This window comes from Coprococcus sp. AM100_B19A, from assembly GCF_027662015.1.
Lineage (GTDB): Bacteria > Bacillota > Clostridia > Lachnospirales > Lachnospiraceae > Allocoprococcus > Allocoprococcus comes.
The window spans coordinates 21513-40317 of sequence record NZ_JAQDKN010000020.1 but is presented as its reverse complement, the minus strand read 5'-3'; the positions used below and the strand labels follow the sequence as shown (position 1 = coordinate 40317).

Annotated in this window: 16 protein-coding genes and 1 riboswitch; of the genes, 1 reads left to right on the top strand and 15 read right to left on the bottom strand. The window is 42.5% G+C overall.

The window, feature by feature from the left end; genetic code table 11:
- The first annotated feature begins 71 nt into the window (after window positions 1–71).
- Window positions 72–386, top strand: a complete 315-nt coding sequence (locus tag PGQ33_RS15165) for a DUF1292 domain-containing protein (RefSeq protein WP_008375343.1) — start codon at window positions 72–74, stop codon at window positions 384–386.
- Here the strand turns inward: PGQ33_RS15165 and PGQ33_RS15160 are convergent, their stop codons facing one another.
- From PGQ33_RS15160 to purF, 15 genes are all read right to left on the bottom strand, one after another.
- Window positions 387–2249, bottom strand: a complete 1863-nt coding sequence (locus tag PGQ33_RS15160; RefSeq protein WP_270206004.1) for an ATP-dependent helicase — start codon at window positions 2247–2249, stop codon at window positions 387–389. It abuts the gene before it with no gap.
- Window positions 2250–2348: 99 nt separating this feature from the next.
- Window positions 2349–3806 (bottom strand): glutamate--tRNA ligase, encoded by a 1458-nt coding sequence (gene gltX, locus PGQ33_RS15155; RefSeq protein WP_055157834.1) that lies wholly within the window; start codon window positions 3804–3806, stop codon window positions 2349–2351.
- 139 nt (window positions 3807–3945) lie between these two features.
- Complete coding sequence (locus tag PGQ33_RS15150) at window positions 3946–4470, bottom strand: threonine/serine exporter family protein (protein WP_243034355.1); 525 nt, start codon at window positions 4468–4470, stop codon at window positions 3946–3948.
- Window positions 4471–4488: 18 nt separating this feature from the next.
- Window positions 4489–5250, bottom strand: coding sequence for a threonine/serine exporter family protein (locus PGQ33_RS15145; RefSeq protein ID WP_270206003.1), 762 nt, complete (start codon window positions 5248–5250; stop codon window positions 4489–4491).
- 247 nt (window positions 5251–5497) lie between these two features.
- On the bottom strand, window positions 5498–6652 hold the full coding sequence (grdD, locus tag PGQ33_RS15140; RefSeq protein WP_270206002.1) for a glycine/sarcosine/betaine reductase complex component C subunit alpha: 1155 nt from the start codon (window positions 6650–6652) through the stop codon (window positions 5498–5500).
- 18 nt (window positions 6653–6670) lie between these two features.
- Window positions 6671–8209: a glycine/sarcosine/betaine reductase complex component C subunit beta gene (gene grdC, locus PGQ33_RS15135; protein ID WP_055247420.1), complete on the bottom strand. Its 1539-nt coding sequence runs from the start codon at window positions 8207–8209 to the stop codon at window positions 6671–6673.
- A 296-nt stretch (window positions 8210–8505) separates the two neighbouring features.
- Window positions 8506–8979, bottom strand: coding sequence for a glycine/sarcosine/betaine reductase complex selenoprotein A (grdA, locus tag PGQ33_RS15130; RefSeq protein WP_117558227.1), 474 nt, complete (start codon window positions 8977–8979; stop codon window positions 8506–8508).
- Window positions 8980–9118: 139 nt separating this feature from the next.
- Window positions 9119–9436: a thioredoxin TrxA gene (gene trxA, locus PGQ33_RS15125; RefSeq protein WP_008375313.1), complete on the bottom strand. Its 318-nt coding sequence runs from the start codon at window positions 9434–9436 to the stop codon at window positions 9119–9121.
- Window positions 9437–9472: 36 nt separating this feature from the next.
- Window positions 9473–10420 carry a thioredoxin-disulfide reductase gene (trxB, locus tag PGQ33_RS15120; RefSeq protein WP_008375312.1) on the bottom strand — a complete coding sequence of 316 codons (948 nt, stop codon included), beginning with the start codon at window positions 10418–10420 and terminating at the stop codon, window positions 9473–9475.
- A gap of 48 nt (window positions 10421–10468) precedes the next feature.
- Entirely contained in the window at window positions 10469–11782 is a 1314-nt protein-coding gene (gene grdB, locus PGQ33_RS15115) for a glycine reductase complex selenoprotein B (protein WP_270206001.1), read from the bottom strand.
- Window positions 11783–11802: 20 nt separating this feature from the next.
- Window positions 11803–13083, bottom strand: a complete 1281-nt coding sequence (locus PGQ33_RS15110) for a glycine/sarcosine/betaine reductase component B subunit (protein WP_207660052.1) — start codon at window positions 13081–13083, stop codon at window positions 11803–11805.
- Window positions 13084–13163: 80 nt separating this feature from the next.
- On the bottom strand, window positions 13164–13550 hold the full coding sequence (locus PGQ33_RS15105; protein ID WP_022220909.1) for a GrdX family protein: 387 nt from the start codon (window positions 13548–13550) through the stop codon (window positions 13164–13166).
- Between the two features lie 183 nt (window positions 13551–13733).
- A riboswitch (glycine riboswitch) is annotated at window positions 13734–13858 on the bottom strand.
- 168 nt (window positions 13859–14026) lie between these two features.
- Window positions 14027–15400, bottom strand: coding sequence for an alanine/glycine:cation symporter family protein (locus PGQ33_RS15100; protein ID WP_173689763.1), 1374 nt, complete (start codon window positions 15398–15400; stop codon window positions 14027–14029).
- Between the two features lie 425 nt (window positions 15401–15825).
- Window positions 15826–17259, bottom strand: coding sequence for an adenylosuccinate lyase (purB, locus tag PGQ33_RS15095; protein WP_022220911.1), 1434 nt, complete (start codon window positions 17257–17259; stop codon window positions 15826–15828).
- A gap of 13 nt (window positions 17260–17272) precedes the next feature.
- Entirely contained in the window at window positions 17273–18709 is a 1437-nt protein-coding gene (purF, locus tag PGQ33_RS15090; RefSeq protein ID WP_118217894.1) for an amidophosphoribosyltransferase, read from the bottom strand.
- Window positions 18710–18805: the final 96 nt, after the last annotated feature.

The following is an 18805-nucleotide window of genomic DNA, read 5'->3' as shown; positions in this document are numbered from 1 at the left end:
TACTTTTCCCCTTGCAAATATCCCCATACTCTGTTAGAGTGATAGTATCAGATTGAAAGGAGAACTGAACAATGGAAAAGGAACATAATCTGCTTGAATCCGATGTTGTCACACTGACACTTGATGACGATGTGGAAATCGAATGCGCCATTATCACAACTTTTAATATGGATTCTACCGAATACATTGCACTTCTTCCGCTTGATGAAGACGGTGGAAATGAGGACGGAGACGTATGGATCTATCGCTTTATCCGTGATACCACAGGCGGCTCCGATCATGATCTTCAGAATATCGAAGATGATGATGAGTATGACCGCGCTGCGGATAAGTTTGATGAATGGCTTGATACACAGGAATTTGAAGGCTTTGATATTGAAGAATAATTATTTTATTCTCTGACCTAAAAGCTCTTCCACAAAACGGGACGGTTTGATACTGTTCCCGTTTTTTTGTGTAATATAGGAAATACAGAGATTATTCTTCGCACGGGTTAGTGCTACATAAAAAAGTCTTCTCTCTTCTTCAATCTCGTCTTTCTTTTCTGCCTTCTGATGCGGAATCTCACCCTCATTGGCATGGATCACAAATACATCCTCAAATTCCAGTCCTTTCGCTGAATGGATCGTCATCAGCTGTACCTTATTCTCCCGCTCTCCTTTGATCTTCCTTGCCTTTGCCTGCTGTTCTTCCAGCTCCTGCGTATATTTTGCAATATGGATTTCCCATTCATCATAGGATTTGAAGTTTTTACTCCTCTCCTCAAGCTCTGCCATCACATCCATCAGCTGCTTCCACGAAATCTGATGTTTTTCGGCATATTCTTTCAGGAAATCATCATATCCGATCTTTTTTCGGATATACTGGATTGCCGCATAAGGTGCCATATTCTTCATCATACGGACATCCACATCAAACTGGTCAATAATATCCAGCATCCAGTCCTTATCGCAATAAAATTTACGCAGATCCTCAAAATTTACCTGCCGGTTCTCCATACTGTTCCGTGCCAGATACCTGAGTGGTCGGTTACAGATTGTCAGGAAAAGCGACCTATCCCGCTTTCCTGCTGCCAACTGCAGATATGCCATCATATCTTTTACAATAAAATGCCTGTAAAAATTGGTCACATAATCCCGCATTTCAAACGGGATACGGTGTTCGCTTAATATTTCCGAAATCATTCGCGCCTGGACTGCTGCCCGGAAAAGTACAGCAATTTCTCCCGGCCTTATTCCCTGGTCCAGTTTTTTCTGGATCTCTTCCGTTACATACTGCGCCTCTTCCTGTTCATCCAGGACTTCCTGCACATGAACATTCTGTCCTCTTCCCCGAAATGACTGTACACGCTTGTAAAAACGGGTATCATTATGCAAAATCACTCTTGCCGCTGCTCCGGTAATAAATTCGGTAGAACGATAATTCATCGTCAGCGAAATGGTCCGAAGTGACGGGAATTCCTGCTTCATATAAAGCATCAGCTCCGGCTTTGCTCCACGAAATCCATAAATGGACTGATCATCATCCCCGACTACAAACAAATTGTACCTCGGTGCTGCAAGCATCCGGATCACTTCATACTGTACACGGTTGATATCCTGGAATTCATCGATCAGGATATACTGGAAACGCTTCTGCCATCCCTGCAGAATCTCCGGCTTTTTCCGGAAAAGTGCATAACACTGTACCAGCATATCATCAAAATCAAATTTTTTCAGTTCTTTTTTCTGATGCTCATAGCTGCGGAACACTTCTGCAAACTCATCTTGTGTAAGATACTTACTGTGAAAATCTTTCAGATGACAAAGTCCGTTCTTTACCATGCCGACTTCCCGCAGAAGTTCTCTCACCAGTTCCTCTTCATCTTCTACCTCAGGTGTTGATTCGATATCGGTCTGGTCTATGACCTCCTGTAAAAGTACAGAGGACTCTTTTTCAGACATCAGATTATTCGCACCAATCCCATAGGCACATTTTAGAATCCCATAAAAAATACTGTGAAAGGTCCCAAACGTTACCGGATAATTTTTTCCGGCAGTCAGCCTTTCAAAACGTTCTTTCATTTCACGTGCTGCATATCTTGTAAAAGTAATTACAAGAATCTGATCCGGGCGTACTCCGCTCTCCTCGATCAGATAACGGGTACGTTCTGTGACAATAAGCGTCTTTCCCGAACCCGGAGGTGCCAGCACCATACACGGTCCATTCCCGTGCTTTATCGCTTCATCCTGTCCTCTGTTTAGTTTCATGAACTCCCCTTCTCATATGTAATACAACAGAACGGATTCCTCTTCCGCATTACGCGAAAAAAGAAATCCGTCCCCCATGCATACTTTTATATCTGTATATTACCTGCTTAATAATTCTATTGCATTCTTGATTCTTTCTACAGATTCTGCCTTACCAAGAACTTCCATGATCTCAGTCGCTCCACCCGGAGTATTCTGCTTTCCTGAAACTGCAGTTCTTACCGGCCACATCACATATCCGTTCTTATAACCTTTTTCTTCTGCAAATCCCTTCAGCAGCCCGAATAATGCGTCATTACTGTAATCATCCCATGCTTCCAGTCTTGGAAGAATTTCTTTTAATACTTCCAGAGAAGTCTCTTCGTTAGTCTTCATCTTCTTATGGCAATACATTGCAGTATCATATTCCGGAACAGCTTCAAAGAAATCAATCTGGTCTTTGATATCCGGAAGGATTTCGATACGGCTCTTGATCAGAGACGCAATCTTTTTCAGATCATAATCCTTTGTGATCACTTTCTTGATATACGGCTCTGCAAGTTCATAGAATTTATCAAAATCCATAGCCTTCAGATATTCTCCGTTCATCCACTTCAGCTTATTGATATCAAATACAGCCGGTGATTTGCTCATATGATGATAGTCAAATGCTTCAACAAGTTCCGGCAGTGAGAAGATCTCTCTGTTATCCTGCGGACACCATCCAAGAAGTGCCACATAATTTACAATTGCTTCACTTACAAATCCCTGATCCAGAAGATCTTCGTAAGAAGAATGTCCACATCTCTTGCTGAGCTTTTTGTGGTTCTCATCTGTAATCAGCGGGCAATGTACATAGACCGGTACTTCCCATCCAAATGCTTCGTAAAGACGGTTGTACTTCGGTGCTGAAGAAAGATATTCATTTCCTCGGACAACGTGTGTAATATTCATCAAATGATCATCAATAACGTTCGCAAAATTATAGGTCGGATATCCATCTGATTTGATCAGGATCATATCATCCAGTTCCGCATTCGGAACGGTAATATCTCCATAAATTTCATCATGGAAAGTTGTGGTTCCCTCTGTCGGCATATTGATGCGGACAACATATGGCTTTCCGGCTGCAAGGTTTGCTTCTATCTCTTCTTTACTCAGATGCAGACAATGCTTGTCATAATTCACAATCTGTGTTCCATCCTCTGATACAGAAGTTTTCAAAGATTCCAGACGTTCTTTATCACAGAAACAGTAGTATGCATCTCCCTGTTCAATTAACTGCTTAGCATACTTCATGTAAATTCCTGAAGCCTGTCTTTCACTCTGAACGTATGGTCCGACACCGCCATCTTTATCTGGTCCTTCATCATGAACAAGGCCTGTCTTCTCCAGTGTTCTGTAAATAATATCCAATGCACCTTCTACATATCTTTCCTGATCTGTATCTTCAATACGGAGCATAAAATCTCCGCCTTCATGTTTTGCGATCAGGTATGCATATAATGCAGTACGCAAATTACCGACATGCATTCTACCTGTCGGACTCGGTGCAAATCTTGTTCTGACTTTTTTCATTTTAGTGTTCCTCTCTTTAACTTCTGTTTTATTTTCACTGTGAAAATAAACTATTCACAGTTCTCTATGACATTCAAATATATGTTCATCTTTATTATACTAACACATTCCCTTTTTTACTTCAAGCATTCCGAAGCCACTATTTTCCCCGTTTTTCTGTATTTTGCGGTTCCTCAGCTCCAGGAACGATCTTTCGGACATACTTCATGGAATTCTGCTTCCACTCACTCTTCTGAAAAGCCTGGAAAAAGGTATCCACGACAAAAATTGCAAGAGAGATCACGCCTGCGATCTCTAATGTCTGGATCAGATAAAATTCGGACATCGCCTCGTTCCCGTCGATCAGATAATGAACCGTCTGGTACATCCCGTTTCCGGGAACAGTCGGAAGAACCCCAGCAATCAGAAACAACGTAACCGGTGTCTTATAAACTCTCGCAAAAATATGCGAAACAACTGCAGCTGCAACTGCTGAATATAAAGATGCCATCAAATCTCCTCTGCCAAAATGTATTGCAAGCAGATAAACAAATCCACCAATTGCTCCTACAATACCAGCCTGAAGAACAAAGCGGCGCGGAACCTGAAGGAGAACCGCAAAACTGTAAATAGACAAAAACGCTCCAAATACCCGGATGATCATTTCAAAAACAGTACTGTTCATTTTTTGCTCTCCTTCCTGCTAAAAAATCTTTGCGCAAAGCGCCAGCCCAATACCAATTCCAATTGCAATCCCAAGTGCTTTTAAGAAAGCTTCCATCACTCTTGCACCACCGGAAAGATAATCCCCCCGCAAGGTATCCCTGACAGCATTGGTGATTGCCATTCCCGGTACAAGAGGCATGAAACTTCCTATCATAACAGTATCCATATTCATCTGATCACCCAGACCTTCTTTTAGAAGGCAGCAGGCAAATGCAACACCAAATCCTGCGAAAATATCCTGAATAAATGGGTGAAATTTCAGATCCTGTCCCGCTGATACAAAGGCAACAAGAAAAAGTCCTACAACGATGGCTGCCCCGGTATCTGCAATGGATCCACCAAAAAAAATTGTAAATCCCACACCAACCCCCATCATTGCCAGGTTGGTTGTCTTGCGGCTGAACTCGAACTGTTTTAACATCGAAAGCTTCTCATATGCCTGCTCTAGTGTCAGATCATCTCCACAATACTGCCTGGAAATCTCATTAACATCTACGACGAGCTTTAGATTGGTATCCCGTTCTTCGACTCTCTTTGTAACAGTAACTGCCTTTTCGTTCTCCAGTTTGATCGTCGCGGAAATTCCGGTCATGATCACCAGAACTTCTGCCATCTCGATGTGATCCGCCGTCTTCAGTATATGATGCATGGTATCTTCCACACGATACGTTTCCGCTCCGCTTCGCAGCATTATTTCACCGGCAAGCATCGCCGTTTTCAGTAATAATTGCGTATCCATGACTTTCTCCCTCTCACTTTTTCGGATTTATAATTGTCATGATACTATTTCCTATTCTAAAAATCAACCAAAAATTTTTTCGTACACAAAACAGTACAATCATTACTGTTCACAGTATCTGTGACAAATAATGTATAATCTTTCTGCAAAAACAGTTTTTCGCAAGGAAAAAGGCTTTCCGGTCTTATGACCGGAAAGCCCATCTTCCTGAATTAGAGTGAGAGTGTTTATAAAAAGGCAGATTTTATTAGTTAATATATCCGCTCTTTTTCAGTTCTTCCTCAGCTTTTGCGAGGTTTGCGTCTGATACACGGATGATTGGTCCTGTGCATCCCATTCCGCTTTCTGCGTAAATGCCGAGTTTCCACAGTACTTTAACTGCGTCTTCCAGATCCATAACTTCAATTCCAGGGATCTGTGCTGTTACGATTTCCTTCGGTGGCTCTTTAACTTCTTCTTCAGCCGCTGCCGGTTTCTGAGAAGCTTTGTGCTCATCAAGGATTTCTTTTAATCCAGCTTTCTTAACAGCTGCAAATTCTTCTTTCGCTACTTCAAATACTTTTCCTCTTACCAGCTGTGCTGCGTAACGGATCGCATTTGCGATAACCGGTGCTCCGGATGCTCTGGATACGATCATAACAAGCTGTTCATATCCTTCTCCGATTCCAGGTCCGTATCCGAATCCTGTTGCTTCAAAGCTTCCACCTGTTGTGAAAGAAGAAAGCATCTTCACCATGATATTTCCGGTAAGGGAATCTGTTACCATGATGTCCGGGGATGCCTGAAGGACGTCATTTCCTCTCATAACGCATCCGCCATCTGCTCTTCCTGATTCTGCAAATTCGATCGGATACCCGTTCTCCTGCAGTTTCTTCAGAGCTTTCTCTGTCTGACGTGCACCGTCTACATTCAGGATACCAACGGTCGGATTCTTCTTGCCACAAGCTTTTGCAGCGATGATTCCGTAGATCGCATTTTTGATCATTCCTTCAATACGGTCTGTGCTGGATGTTCCTGTTGTATTAGCGATGAACATTTCTTTTGCAGTTGCCGGTGTTACACAGCGTCCTACTGTAGATACACCGATCGGGAATGGGAAGTGCATGGTTACTGCTGCATCTACTTCTCCATTCTTCAGCATTTCTTCCATCTTATCATGACCTTCTTCATCGTTAGCCACTTTAACAGTTGTAACGCCTTCTGCTTCTAATGTTCCGATATAATGTACATCAATTCCGTCTTTTGCCGCTTCAATTGCCGCTGCCATAGAGTTTTCTTCTCCATGTTCGCTTCCCATTCCGGTCAGTGCAACTTTCGGGCGCTTTCCGAAGCTTCCTGTCTCCAGTCCCTGCGCCATCTCCATAAAGGTGTCGGCAATCATTCTTTCAATACTATTTGCCATTTTGTTTGTCCACCTTTCTTATTCTTCTGTTGCCATGAGTGATGCTGCAAAATCTTTCATTGCTTTTGCAATCAGTCCTTTTACTTCTTCTTCTGATACACCACTGTTATCTTCTGCACCGGTATTTGCCTGGATTACGAAAGATACACCATCGAAGAGGTTGGTCATACGTCCAAGGAACAGACTTCCTTTTCCGATGATCATGACTTTATTGATCTTTCCAGCAAGGATATCTTCTCTTGCAAATCCGATGTACGGTACACCTGAAGGAATATGTCCCTGAGTCGGAGCCCATCCTGTCAGTCCGTGTTCTCCTGCGAAGCTTGCAAGTTCTTTTCTGTCAAGTTCGCCTCTCTTAACTGCGAGAGCTGCGATCATCTTGTAGTTAGCAAGCGGTACATCTCCGGCTCCTGCCGGTTTTGTGATATCCGGGTTCTGCATTTCCGGAGAGAATTTATCGATATCTGTGATCTTAAGTCCTGCTCTTTCCAGTGGATCAGCTACAAGGCTTCCGATTACGTTCTGCGGAGCACTTCCTGTTCCTACTGTATGGCGTCCAAGGATATCCAGGTTGATTTCCGGGTTTACACCATCGTTTTCTGCGATGATTACACAGAATCCGCCAAGGCAGTCTTCCAGGATCGGAAGACCTTTCTTTACATGGTCTTTACCGTTCATACCAAGTTTTGCTGTACAACCACCAGCTGTTACAGCTACACATTTGTATGCGCCTGATTTTACGAGAGCTGCTGCTTCGATCAGTGCGTGAGATGGTCCGGCACAGAATCCACGGGAGTCAGAACCTGTTGCGTTCAAAAGTCCTGCAACTTCAGCTGCTGCTTTCGCAAAGTTACCACCACCACGCTGGTTCATATCACCACAAGCTTCTTCTGCACAGTCGATGACATACTCAACGTCTGTCTTTTCGATTCCTGCGTTTCTTACACCATAGAGGAGGGCGAGCACGCTGGATGCCTTACTCATAATGTTTTCATGCATAACATGAGCTGAAAGGTTTGCATCAATGTCATGCGCTCTCTTTACACAGCCTACCAGTTTGTTTTCATGATACAGACCTTCAGCATGCTCTTCATTTACAAAGTGTTCGATTTCTGAGATTTCAAATCCCTCGATTACTTTTTCTACGATATCATCTGTGATGATCGGATCTGCTGCAAATTTTTCTTTTGTAGCTGCTACAAATCCTTTTTCAAGCATAACAACTTCGAACATGTCGCATGCCTGAGCTAAAAGAAGGAATTCGTCTTCCGGCATGATTTCACCGTATTTTCCGTAACGCTCTGCACCTTCTTTTACTTTATCGTAGTAAGGAAATTCAACCTGGGCAAGGTCGTCCGGTGTTGCATTTCCGATATATACCTGATTCGGCCAATAATTTACACATGTATCATATGACCGAAGATGATCTCTAAGTTCTTTTAAATATTCTGATTCCGGATTAACAACTCTTTCTGTTGTCTGTGTTGTTCCGTTGTAAACTACCATTTCCGGGGTATGTACGAGTACATATCCTGCTCCTTTAATTACACTGTTCATCGCTGGTTTCCACCTTTCCTGACATTCTCTTTTTACGAATGTCACCATCATTCATTTCTCCGTGATATGCGCGTATAATCTACCTGTCCTGATTTAAAAGATTTTGGGCAGAATGCGCTAAACAAGCTTTTATCAGAAGCGCATCACTGGCACGCTTCCGAGATGCTAGGCAATTCACTAATGCAATACCAGCATGTTCCCGATATGCCTGGCAATAAAACAGGCGACAGGAAGAATCCTGCCGCCTGTACCTCTATCTCAGATATTCCGCTTTGAAGGTATACCCCCTCTTTATCTTAGAGGTATTTGCAATATTCGTCGCGGATTGCTGACATTTCGTCTACGATATCATCAACATCAAGGACCATTTCCATCATGCCTACCTGTTCATCGTAAACAGCCGGGTCAAATTCTTCTTTTAACTCTGGTTCACATACGTGATATGTCGTGAGTCCAAGCTGGACCCCTGTCAACGGACCTGCGAATGTCGGGTCTCCTGCTGTAACGGTTTCTGCAGCAAGTCCTGCTGCTTCTCCTTCAGCTGCGCCTACGATTACGACTACGTTTTCCGGGCCGTACTCCTCAGCAAATTCTTTTACCCTTTTCTGATTCTCCAGATCCATTGCGCCTGCGCTAGTTCAGACGAAACATTCTGTTGAAGAAAAAACTACATCTCCGCCAGCTGTCTTTACGCATTCTGCGATTGCTGGTCCCGGTACACCGTCACGGTCACCGATAATAACAACTTTTTTATCTTTTAAAATTGCCATGATGTCTTTTCCTCCTTCCTTTCTTTTAAAATTTTGTTTTGTTAATAGTTTTACACGCTTTACGCGATTATATATTGTGAGCACACAGACAGCTCTTTGCCGCCTGTGCGCGGCTCACCGAATTAAATTGGTTTAATGATTAGATATATTTCTTAATCATTGCTTCGATGCTTTCCTGTGTAGCATCATCTTTTACTACTTCTTCTACTTTTTCGCCATCTTTGTAAATAGCCATAACCGGAAGACCAAGGATCTTCTGTCCGATAGCAAGACGACGAGCTTTTGTTGTATTCAGAGATGTGAATTTGATCTTATCTCCGTATTTGTCTGCCATTTCATGTACGAACGGCATCAGAGCCTGGCATGGAACGCATCCATCACCAAAGAAATCTACGAATACATAACCTTCTGCTTTTAAGACTTCGTCTTCAAATGTTTTCTTATCTACTTCTAACATGTCAAATGTCCTCCTCACTCTATTAAAAAGTGTTTATTATTTTAACTCGTTAATATACTTTTCTGCCTGTGTAGCTGCGATTGCTCCATCAGCTGCAGCTGTAACAACCTGTCTTAAGCTCTTAACGCGGATATCGCCTGCTGCGAATACGCCTGGGATATTAGTGTGCATATCTGCATCTGTCGGAATATATCCTCTTTCATCCATCTCAAGACCTGTTCCTTCATAGATCTTTGAGTTTGGAAGTGTTCCGATAAATCCGAATACACCAAACATTCCGTCATCTTCATCAGCTACGATCTTAGTGAGTTCACCTGTTTTAACATTCTTAACAGTCATCTCAGAAAGGATTCCGTCACCGCCAACTTCTTCTACAACCGTATCCCACATAAAGTGAAGTTTTTCGTTCTTGAAAGCTTTTTCCTGGATGGATTTTGCTGCACGAAGCTCATCACGTCTGTGAATAATGGTAACTTTTCTTGCAAATTTTGTAAGGTACATAGCTTCTTCTACAGCAGAGTCTCCTCCACCTACTACGTATACTTCAAAATCTTCAAAGAAGTTTGCATCACAGGTAGCGCAGTAAGAAACGCCCTTACCCATGAATTCTTTTTCGCCTTTGCATCCGATCGGTCTTGCAAAAGCTCCGGTTGCGATGATAACCGTCTTTGACTGATATTCAGCCTTCGCACTCTTCAGTACTTTGATATCGCCGTCCAGGTGTACTTCGTTAATTACATCTGATGCTCTCTCAACGCCGAATTTTTCACACTGCTGTGTCATTCTTGCGATAAGTGAAGGACCGCTTTCCCCTTCTACGATCTGTCCAGGATAATTTTCGATGTCATCTGTGATTGCGATCTGTCCGCCATCTTTACCTTTCTCAATAACCAGTGTTGAAAGACGGCTTCTTCCTGCGTACAGACCTGCAGCTAAGCCTGCAGGTCCCGCACCCAGGACGATCACGTCATAAACTTTGCTCATAACGTTCTCTCCTTTTTTAATAAAATTACATGACCTTCTAACTATGATTTAGTTGTCAAAGATTGTCTGTCCGTCTACTTCTGTTGTAAGAGCTTTCAGAGCTTTTTCAACAAGACCCTTACGAAGAGCATACTCTTCATCTTTTTCAAGAGCCGGATTTCCAAGTGGATGAGGAATAGCAATCGTAGGAACGATTCTGTTCGCACCAACTGTCATGGAAATCGGAGTTACTGTACACATATGAACTACCGGGAGTCCAGCTGCTTCAATTGCTTTTACCATTGTTGCACCGCAACGTGTACAGGTACCTCAAGTAGAGGTCATGATAACTGCGTCAACACCGTCTGCTATAAGTTTCTGAGCATATTCCTCAGCAAAAGCTTTTGCAGAAGCTACGGCTGTACCGTTACCAACTGTTGTATAGAATTTGTTATGAAGTTTTCCGATAACGCCTTCTTTTTCGAATTCACGCATAACGTCTACAGGAAGTACACGGTCTGCATCTTCGTTTGCATATACCGGGTCATATCCGCCATGAGCTGTTTCGTATGTATCTTCTGTAAGATCCATAACACCTGTGATGTCATATTCTCCGTAATGTGAGGCATTTGAACTTTCGATGTGGTCCGGATTTCCTTTCGGAACAATTCCACCTGAAGTACAAAGTGCGATTGTAGCCTTGCTAAGATCTTTGATAGCTGGCTGTGGATCAACACGGTCGAATGACGGCATTGGATACTCTGTCTCAAACGGCTTGTCTGCCAGTTTCTTAAGGAGCATCTTAACAGCTCTCTTAGATCCACGTTCTTTTTCGAAGAAGTTTACACGAACTCCGTTCGGCATATAACCTTCCTGGCAAGAAGCACCGATCTTTTCGCCCTTAGCGATCTTAAGAGCAAGCGGAGCAAGTTTCTTAACTGCATCTCTCATACCAGCTGCGCTGTTCTTTGTAGATACTGTATAAACTTTGTTCTTGAACATATCAGCACCTGGGTTTTCAATGTACATACCAGTTACTGCCGGGATTCCGAGTTCTTCCTGTACTGCATCACAGATTGTTCCACATGCAACACCGTAACGTCCGGCGTTGAAAGCAGGTCCTGCGATGAAGATATCAGGATTCTGGCTCTTAACCATCTCAAGAATATCAGCTTTTGCTTTGTCAAGGTTTTCATTGAAGTAAGAGTCACCACATACGATTGTAGCTACGATCTCTGCTTCATCTTTAAACTGCTGCATCAGAGCCATACCTGGTCCGACAACTTCGCCTACACGAAGTTCAGCAGGATAATCAGCTTTTTCTTCTCCACCGATCTGAGCGAAGAACTGATTGATATAATGTACAACTTTAATTTTACTCATTATCTTTTCGTCCTCCATTCCTAACGTGCACTCAGATATCCAAATCCGGTTTCATTTGTAGCACCGGTAATGGCCTGAATTTCAACTTCGATTGTTCCATCTTCACGATGAGAATGTTCATTACCACCAGCGATGATTGTAACGAATTCTTCTGTTCCGATTACTTTATCCATCTTAGGAAGTACGATTACCTGGTTAGCATTTCCACCAGTTACAACTGCATCTGCAGCCGGATCAGCATCTGCAAGTGACTGAGATTTTCCATCACGTCCGGCATATTCATCTGTAATGATTACAGTCTTAACGCCTTCAGCTTCGATCTTCTTGCAGTTCATGATAAGGTCAGTATCCGGGTTACCGAATCCTTCCTGTGATACGATAACTGCATCAAGGTCTAACAGACGGCACATCTTAGCTGTCCAGTCTGAAGAACGCATCTTGTCTGCAAGGTATACGTTTTCGTTTGTAAGGATCTGGCAAACAAAGTTCAGCGTTTTTCCGTGTTCTTCGAACAGGTCATGGATAACCGGGTTGTTCTCATGAACGTATGTCGGGTTCTTATCACAAGCGGATACGCAGTTACCAGATACGATAGCTCCGTCCATAACTTCTGTCGGGTTCATGATTGTAGAGAGTGTTCTCTTTGCATCAACGCCGTATACATATGTGTCATGAAGAAGTCCCTGGCTCTGAAGCATCTGTACATATGCAACTCTCGGAAGATTCGGGAATTTTTCTTTTCCTTCCATGATTCCGTATGTTTCATATACTTTTGTTTCATCTGGTGTAAGTTCACGAGCAAGTTCTCCAAGGTAAACTGCTACTCTGAATCCAGCAAGACGAACAGCTTTTTCATATTCATGCTGTTTGATTCCTTCAACCGGTTCGCAGACAACAACTAAGTTGTTCAGCTTTGAAAATGGAGTGTATTCTGCACCCGGGCCTGACATATCAATGATACCTTCCTGGAAACCAACGATCTTACCAGCTGTTACAACAGCCATTCCCTTTAATGCATATGTTTTACCACTTCCTACAGTGTCAACTTTTGCGATAACGCCCGGGAAGATTCCCCCTCTTCCTTCAACTTTAACACGTGGTTCAATAACGTCTTTAACCGGAGTGATACGAACGCTTTCACCTGGTTTTGCAATATCAAACTTAACGCCTTTGATTTTTTCGTCCTCAAGAACGATTGCCTTTACAGCTTCTTCATCAACATAGAGAACGCCGTCTTCGATTTTAGACTCAGACGCGAACTGAATGTCGTTAATAAAAATGTGACCCATTTCTAATTTCACTGTAAATTCCCTCCTTTTTTGAATGTGTTTGTTGTATGCTCAAAAGTACACTAAACCGCATGTACTTCTACAGCCTTTTTTTAGCGCCAGCTTTCCGCTGACGGCAGAGCACTTGAGATCAATGTGTAATCTACAAGCTGAAAGTCTGCATAAACCTGAGGTTTATAAAGATCAGACTTAAACTGAAATTTACCGCACGCCTGAATGGCACTTGCAATGATCTGCATCGCCTGTGCATCCAGACCTTCCGGCGTTTCTGAGAGCATAACCGACTTATATGGAGTCTCATTCGGTTTTACGCTTCCGGACAGCGGATGTGTCAAAAGTCGGTATCCCTGGAAGATCATCTTCTGAACTTTTTTAAGTGTGTCCTCATAAGAAAGTTCTTCGTATTCCACATGATAATCTTCCCCAAGTTTTTCTTTTACCAGTGGATTATTTGTGATAATCATAAATCCAGTATTCATAGCCGCTTCTTCCTTTCGTCCCCTGTCCGTTTATGCGGTCTTTTTTGACTCCCTGTGTCTGAAATACTCCAGATAATTTTTTAACATATATCTGGTATCAAAAAAGGACGCCAAAACAACTTCTCTGTTTTAAACGTCCTTTCTGTCTCCTTGTAAATTCGGTAATTCCGGATTCAGAGTGTAGTACCTTTCCCGATCCTTTTGCCTGAAAGTTTCACCATTCAACGAGCTTTACTGCTCTACGGTTTGCATCTTCGGCGATCATTTATCAAATATCTTTATAAATGATTCTCTCGCAGGAAATATCAACCTACTATCTAATTGACTGCATCTTTTTATTCATTTTGCAGCATCTTTCTTGCTGACATGATTACTATAACACACATTTATACAAAATGCTAGTCTTTTTATAGATTTTTTTGTATATTTCTTATTGTTTTTTTCTATAACTGTTTTTCGGCTATTATACAAATTATCTATTTTCCTTTTTTCTGATTTGGCAGGAAATTATTATAGTAATCGTCATGCGTCTTCTTAACAAGGCCACTGAGTGCTACCAGTGCAATCGCATTCGGGATAACCATCATACTGTTAAAGCAGTCTGCCATATTCCATACAAGTTCTACTTCCTGAAGTGATCCAAGTGCTACGCAGATACATACAATGATTGAGTAAATTTTAACAGCTTTTGCTCCAAACAGGTAACGGATGTTTGCTTCACCGAAGAAATACCATCCGATGATCGTTGAGAATGCGAAGAATAACATACAGATCGCGATAAAGATCTCACCGAACTTACCATATAATGTAGAGAATGCATACTGGCTCAGCTGTGCACCCGTAAGACCAGTCGTTCTTGAACCGGTTGTGATAATAACAAGTGCTGTCAGGTTAAGAATTACGAATGTATCAATGAACACACCGATCATAGCTACAAAGCCCTGTTCAACCGGATGTTTTACTTTTGCTACTGCATGTGCGTGTGGTGTAGAACCCATACCAGCTTCATTGGAGAAGAGACCTCTTGCCACACCTTTCTGTACTGCAAGCTTCAAGGTTGCGCCCATTGCACCACCTGCTACTGCTGCCGGTTTAAATGCACCGACAATAATGTCATGGAATGCTGCCGGGATTGCTGTAACGTTTGCAAAAATTACGATCAAAGAACCTACTATATAAAATGCTGCCATAATCGGCACGATCAGTTCAGTAACTTTTGCGATTCGCTTCATACCACCTGTGAATACAAACAAAGAAACAACTGCTACAAAAATACCCATTGCAATCTTCGGAATTCCGAATGCAGTGTTCCATGATGCTGCGATTGAGTTAGACTGAACTGCATTGCCCATGAATCCAAGTGCAAAGATGATCAGCACTGCAAAGATAGCTGCCAGAACTTTTCCGAACGTTCCTTTAAATGCTCCTCGTATGTAATATACCGGACCACCAGTTACGGTTCCGTCATCACTGACCTGCTTGAACTTCTGAGCCATAACCGCTTCTGCGAAGATCGTTGACATTCCGAGGAATGCGCTGATCCACATCCAGAAGATTGCTCCCGGACCACCGACTGCAATTGCAGTTGCAGCTCCGGCGATATTACCGGTACCAACCTGAGCGGCGATCGCTGTTGCAAGTGCCTGGAAAGAAGACATTCCGTCTTTTCCGGCATCCCCTTTCTTACTAAAAAGTCCGCCAAAAGTTCTGTTCCATCCATCTTTAAAACCACGGATCTGGATAAATCCAAGCTTAAATGTGAACAGCAAGCCAATACCTACAAGTGCTATAATCAGCACCGATCCTGTTAGGACATCATTTACCTTTAATACTAAATCGTTCATACTCATACGGTAACCCTCCTTTTTAATAGACATCCCTTATAGTTTTTATCTGTTGAATCTATAATAACCTATTTATAGTTTTTATGCAATATTTTCAGTTAACTTATTTATTTTTTGTGTATTATCACCATGTTATTGCGATAACATAATAAATTCACTCTAAATAAGTGCGTTTTTTCGCGCTTTTCTGTGTTTGTCAAAAACTCAGTTTTCATATTTTTCGTCAAATTGTCTAATTAATGACGATTTAATATCTATGCATTTCCTTGGGATTTATAGATTCTTTCAGATGAACGCATTAATTCTTTACTATATTGATATTTCAAAGAAGTTATTTTCAGACCATGAAACATAAATAAAAAGCAGGAAACAATCTTCCGTCTTACCCGGAAATCTGCTTCCTGCTCTTCCATTCTGTTTATTCAGTTATTCTATACATTGATCTCTGCTTTTACACCAAGCAGCTCTTTATTTTCATCCAGGATCGGCCGGATCACATTCTTAAGGAATGCTTCGACCTGTTCTTTGGAACGTCCTACATATTTGGATGGATCCATTGTTTTCTGAAGATCTTCCAGACTCAGATTAAATGCATCATCTGACGCGATCAGTTCAAGAAGGTTGTTGTCCAGACCTTTTTCTTTAACATTCTTTCCTGCTTCCATCGAAAGTTCACGGATTCTTTCATGCAGTTCCTGACGGTCTCCACCAGCTTTTACTGCATCCATCATAATATTCTCTGTTGCCATGAACGGAAGTTCAGACATCAGACGTTTTTCAATTACTTTCGGATATACAACCAGTCCGTCAACGACATTCAGGCACAGATCCAGAATACCGTCAATCGCAAGAAAACCTTCCGGTACACTCAGACGCTTGTTCGCAGAGTCATCCAGAGTACGTTCAAACCACTGTGTAGCAGAAGTAATCGCCGGGTTCAGTGCATCAATCATCACGTAACGGGACAGAGATGCGATTCGTTCGCTTCTCATTGGATTTCTCTTATATGCCATTGCAGAAGATCCGATCTGTGTCTTTTCAAACGGCTCTTCCACTTCTTTCAGATGCTGGAGAAGACGGATGTCATTGGAGAATTTGTGTGCACTTGCTGCAATTCCGGCAAGAACATTCACAACTCTTGTATCCACTTTACGGGAATAGGTCTGTCCGGATACCGGATAGCATGCTTCAAATCCCATCTTCTTAGCAATCATTGGATCGATCTTATCAATGGTCTCCTGATCTCCCTCAAACAGTTCCAGGAAGCTTGCCTGTGTACCGGTTGTTCCTTTTGATCCAAGAAGTTTCAGGCTTCCAAGCACATAATCAAGATCTGCAAGATCCATAGAAAATTCCTGCATCCACAGAGTTGCTCTCTTTCCAACCGTTGTCGGCTGTGCTGGCTGGAAATGAGTAAATGCAAGTGTCGGAAGATCTTTATACCGATCTGCGAACTTTGAAAGTTCATCCAGAACATTAACCAGCTTTTTCTTAACAAGTTTCAGAGCCTCTGCCATGATAATGATATCGGTATTATCACCTACATAACAGGAAGTTGCTCCCAGATGAATGATTCCTTTTGCTTTTGGGCACTGCTGTCCATATGCATATACATGAGACATCACATCATGGCGCACTACTTTTTCACGTGCTTTTGCGACATCGTAATTGATATCCTCTGCATGCTCTTTCAGTTCTGCGATCTGTTCATCTGTAATATTGAGCCCCAGCTCTTTTTCTGTCTCTGCAAGTGCGATCCAGAGTTTTCTCCATGTCTTAAATTTCATGTCCGGAGAAAAAATATACTGCATCTCCTTGCTGGCATACCGCTCTGAAAGCGGACTTACATACTTGTCGTATCCCATAGTCTTATCCTCCCTATTCTTCTGACTCAAACGCGTGGGAAATATCTTTTCCCGGAACGCGCATCGGGTAATTTCCTGTAAAACATGCATCGCAGTATCCAAGATCTCCAACCATGTCTTTCAGCTTATCTATTTCCATATATCCAAGAGAATCTGCTCCGATCATTTCACGGATCTGCTCCGTTGTATGTGAATGAGCAATGAGCTGATCATTCGACGGTACATCTGTACCAAAATAACAAGGATGTAAAAACGGTGGCGAACTGATTCTTACATGAACTTCTTTTGCTCCTGCTTTTTTGAGCATCTTGATGATATTTGCACAGGTCGTTCCACGGACGATGGAATCATCTACCATAACAATACGCTTGCCCCGTACAACCTCTTCAATAACATTCAGTTTGATCTTCACACTGGACTCTCTCTGACTCTGTTTCGGCTTGATAAAGGTTCTTCCTACATAACTGTTCTTGTGGAATGCCATACCGTAAGGGATTCCGGAATATTCCGAATATCCTTTTGCCGCAACCAGTCCGGAATCCGGCACACCGACAACCAGATCGGCCTCTACCGGATAAGACTGTGCAAGAGCCTTTCCTGCAACAATCCTTGCATGATATACATTGATGTTGTCGATCACGCTGTCCATACGTGCAAAATAAATGTACTCAAAAATACAACGTGCCTGCTTTTCAAGTGGAATCTGCATACTTTTGTCCGAAGATACTCCATGCTTTGTAAAGCTGACAATCTCTCCCGGTTCCACGTCACGGATAAAGTCTGCACCAACTGCTGCAAGGGCACAGCTTTCCGATGCCAGGAACCAGGTATTATCTCGCTTGCCGATACAGAGTGGTTTGAGACCAAATGGATCTCTCGCTCCAATCATCTTACGCGGGCTTGATACAACCAGTGCATATGCGCCTTCAATTTTCTTCATTGCATTCTTGACCGCATCCTCTGCCTTTGAAACCTTCAGACGCTCTCTTGCAATATGATAGGCAATCACTTCCGAATCAATCGTTGTCTGGAAGATTGCTCCGGTATATTCCAGTTCATGACGAAGCTCGATCGCATTCGTCAGATTACCATTATGGGCAATCACCAATGTACCTTTCACATAATTCAGAACCAGTGGTTGTGCATTTTCCGCACGAGTTCCCCCTGCTGTCGAATACCGCACATGTCCGACACCAAGGTTTCCCTTTAATTTGCCAAGTTCTTCCTCATCGAATACTTCATTGACAAGTCCTAGCCCCTTTCTGAAATGAACTTTCCGCTTGCCATAGGTATCTGTCACTGCAATTCCGCAGCTTTCCTGCCCTCTGTGCTGAAGGGCAAACAAACCATAGTACACTGACGGCGCAACATCGCCACCATCCATATCATAGGCACCGAATACACCACATTCTTCACCTAAACCAGTCTCTACTCTTTCAAGTTCGCTCATCGTTTTGTCTTCTCCTATTTGTTGTATCCGCTTAATTTTTACATAGAGAGTATAATACATGATTTTCCGAAAATCAATACACAGCCTTGAACTTTC

Bases quoted from the DNA above. Each gene is read 5' to 3' on its own strand.
- PGQ33_RS15165 (WP_008375343.1), top strand. From the start codon at position 72: ATGGAAAAGGAACATAATCTGCTTGAATCCGATGTTGTCACACTGACA.
- PGQ33_RS15160 (WP_270206004.1), bottom strand. From the start codon at position 2,249: ATGAAACTAAACAGAGGACAGGATGAAGCGATAAAGCACGGGAATGGA.
- gltX (WP_055157834.1), bottom strand. From the start codon at position 3,806: ATGAAAAAAGTCAGAACAAGATTTGCACCGAGTCCGACAGGTAGAATG.
- PGQ33_RS15150 (WP_243034355.1), bottom strand. From the start codon at position 4,470: ATGAACAGTACTGTTTTTGAAATGATCATCCGGGTATTTGGAGCGTTT.
- PGQ33_RS15145 (WP_270206003.1), bottom strand. From the start codon at position 5,250: ATGGATACGCAATTATTACTGAAAACGGCGATGCTTGCCGGTGAAATA.
- grdD (WP_270206002.1), bottom strand. From the start codon at position 6,652: ATGGCAAATAGTATTGAAAGAATGATTGCCGACACCTTTATGGAGATG.
- grdC (WP_055247420.1), bottom strand. From the start codon at position 8,209: ATGAACAGTGTAATTAAAGGAGCAGGATATGTACTCGTACATACCCCG.
- trxA (WP_008375313.1), bottom strand. From the start codon at position 9,436: ATGTTAGAAGTAGATAAGAAAACATTTGAAGACGAAGTCTTAAAAGCA.
- trxB (WP_008375312.1), bottom strand. From the start codon at position 10,420: ATGAGCAAAGTTTATGACGTGATCGTCCTGGGTGCGGGACCTGCAGGC.
- PGQ33_RS15105 (WP_022220909.1), bottom strand. From the start codon at position 13,550: ATGAATACTGGATTTATGATTATCACAAATAATCCACTGGTAAAAGAA.
- PGQ33_RS15100 (WP_173689763.1), bottom strand. From the start codon at position 15,400: ATGAGTATGAACGATTTAGTATTAAAGGTAAATGATGTCCTAACAGGA.
- purB (WP_022220911.1), bottom strand. From the start codon at position 17,259: ATGGGATACGACAAGTATGTAAGTCCGCTTTCAGAGCGGTATGCCAGC.
- purF (WP_118217894.1), bottom strand. From the start codon at position 18,709: ATGAGCGAACTTGAAAGAGTAGAGACTGGTTTAGGTGAAGAATGTGGT.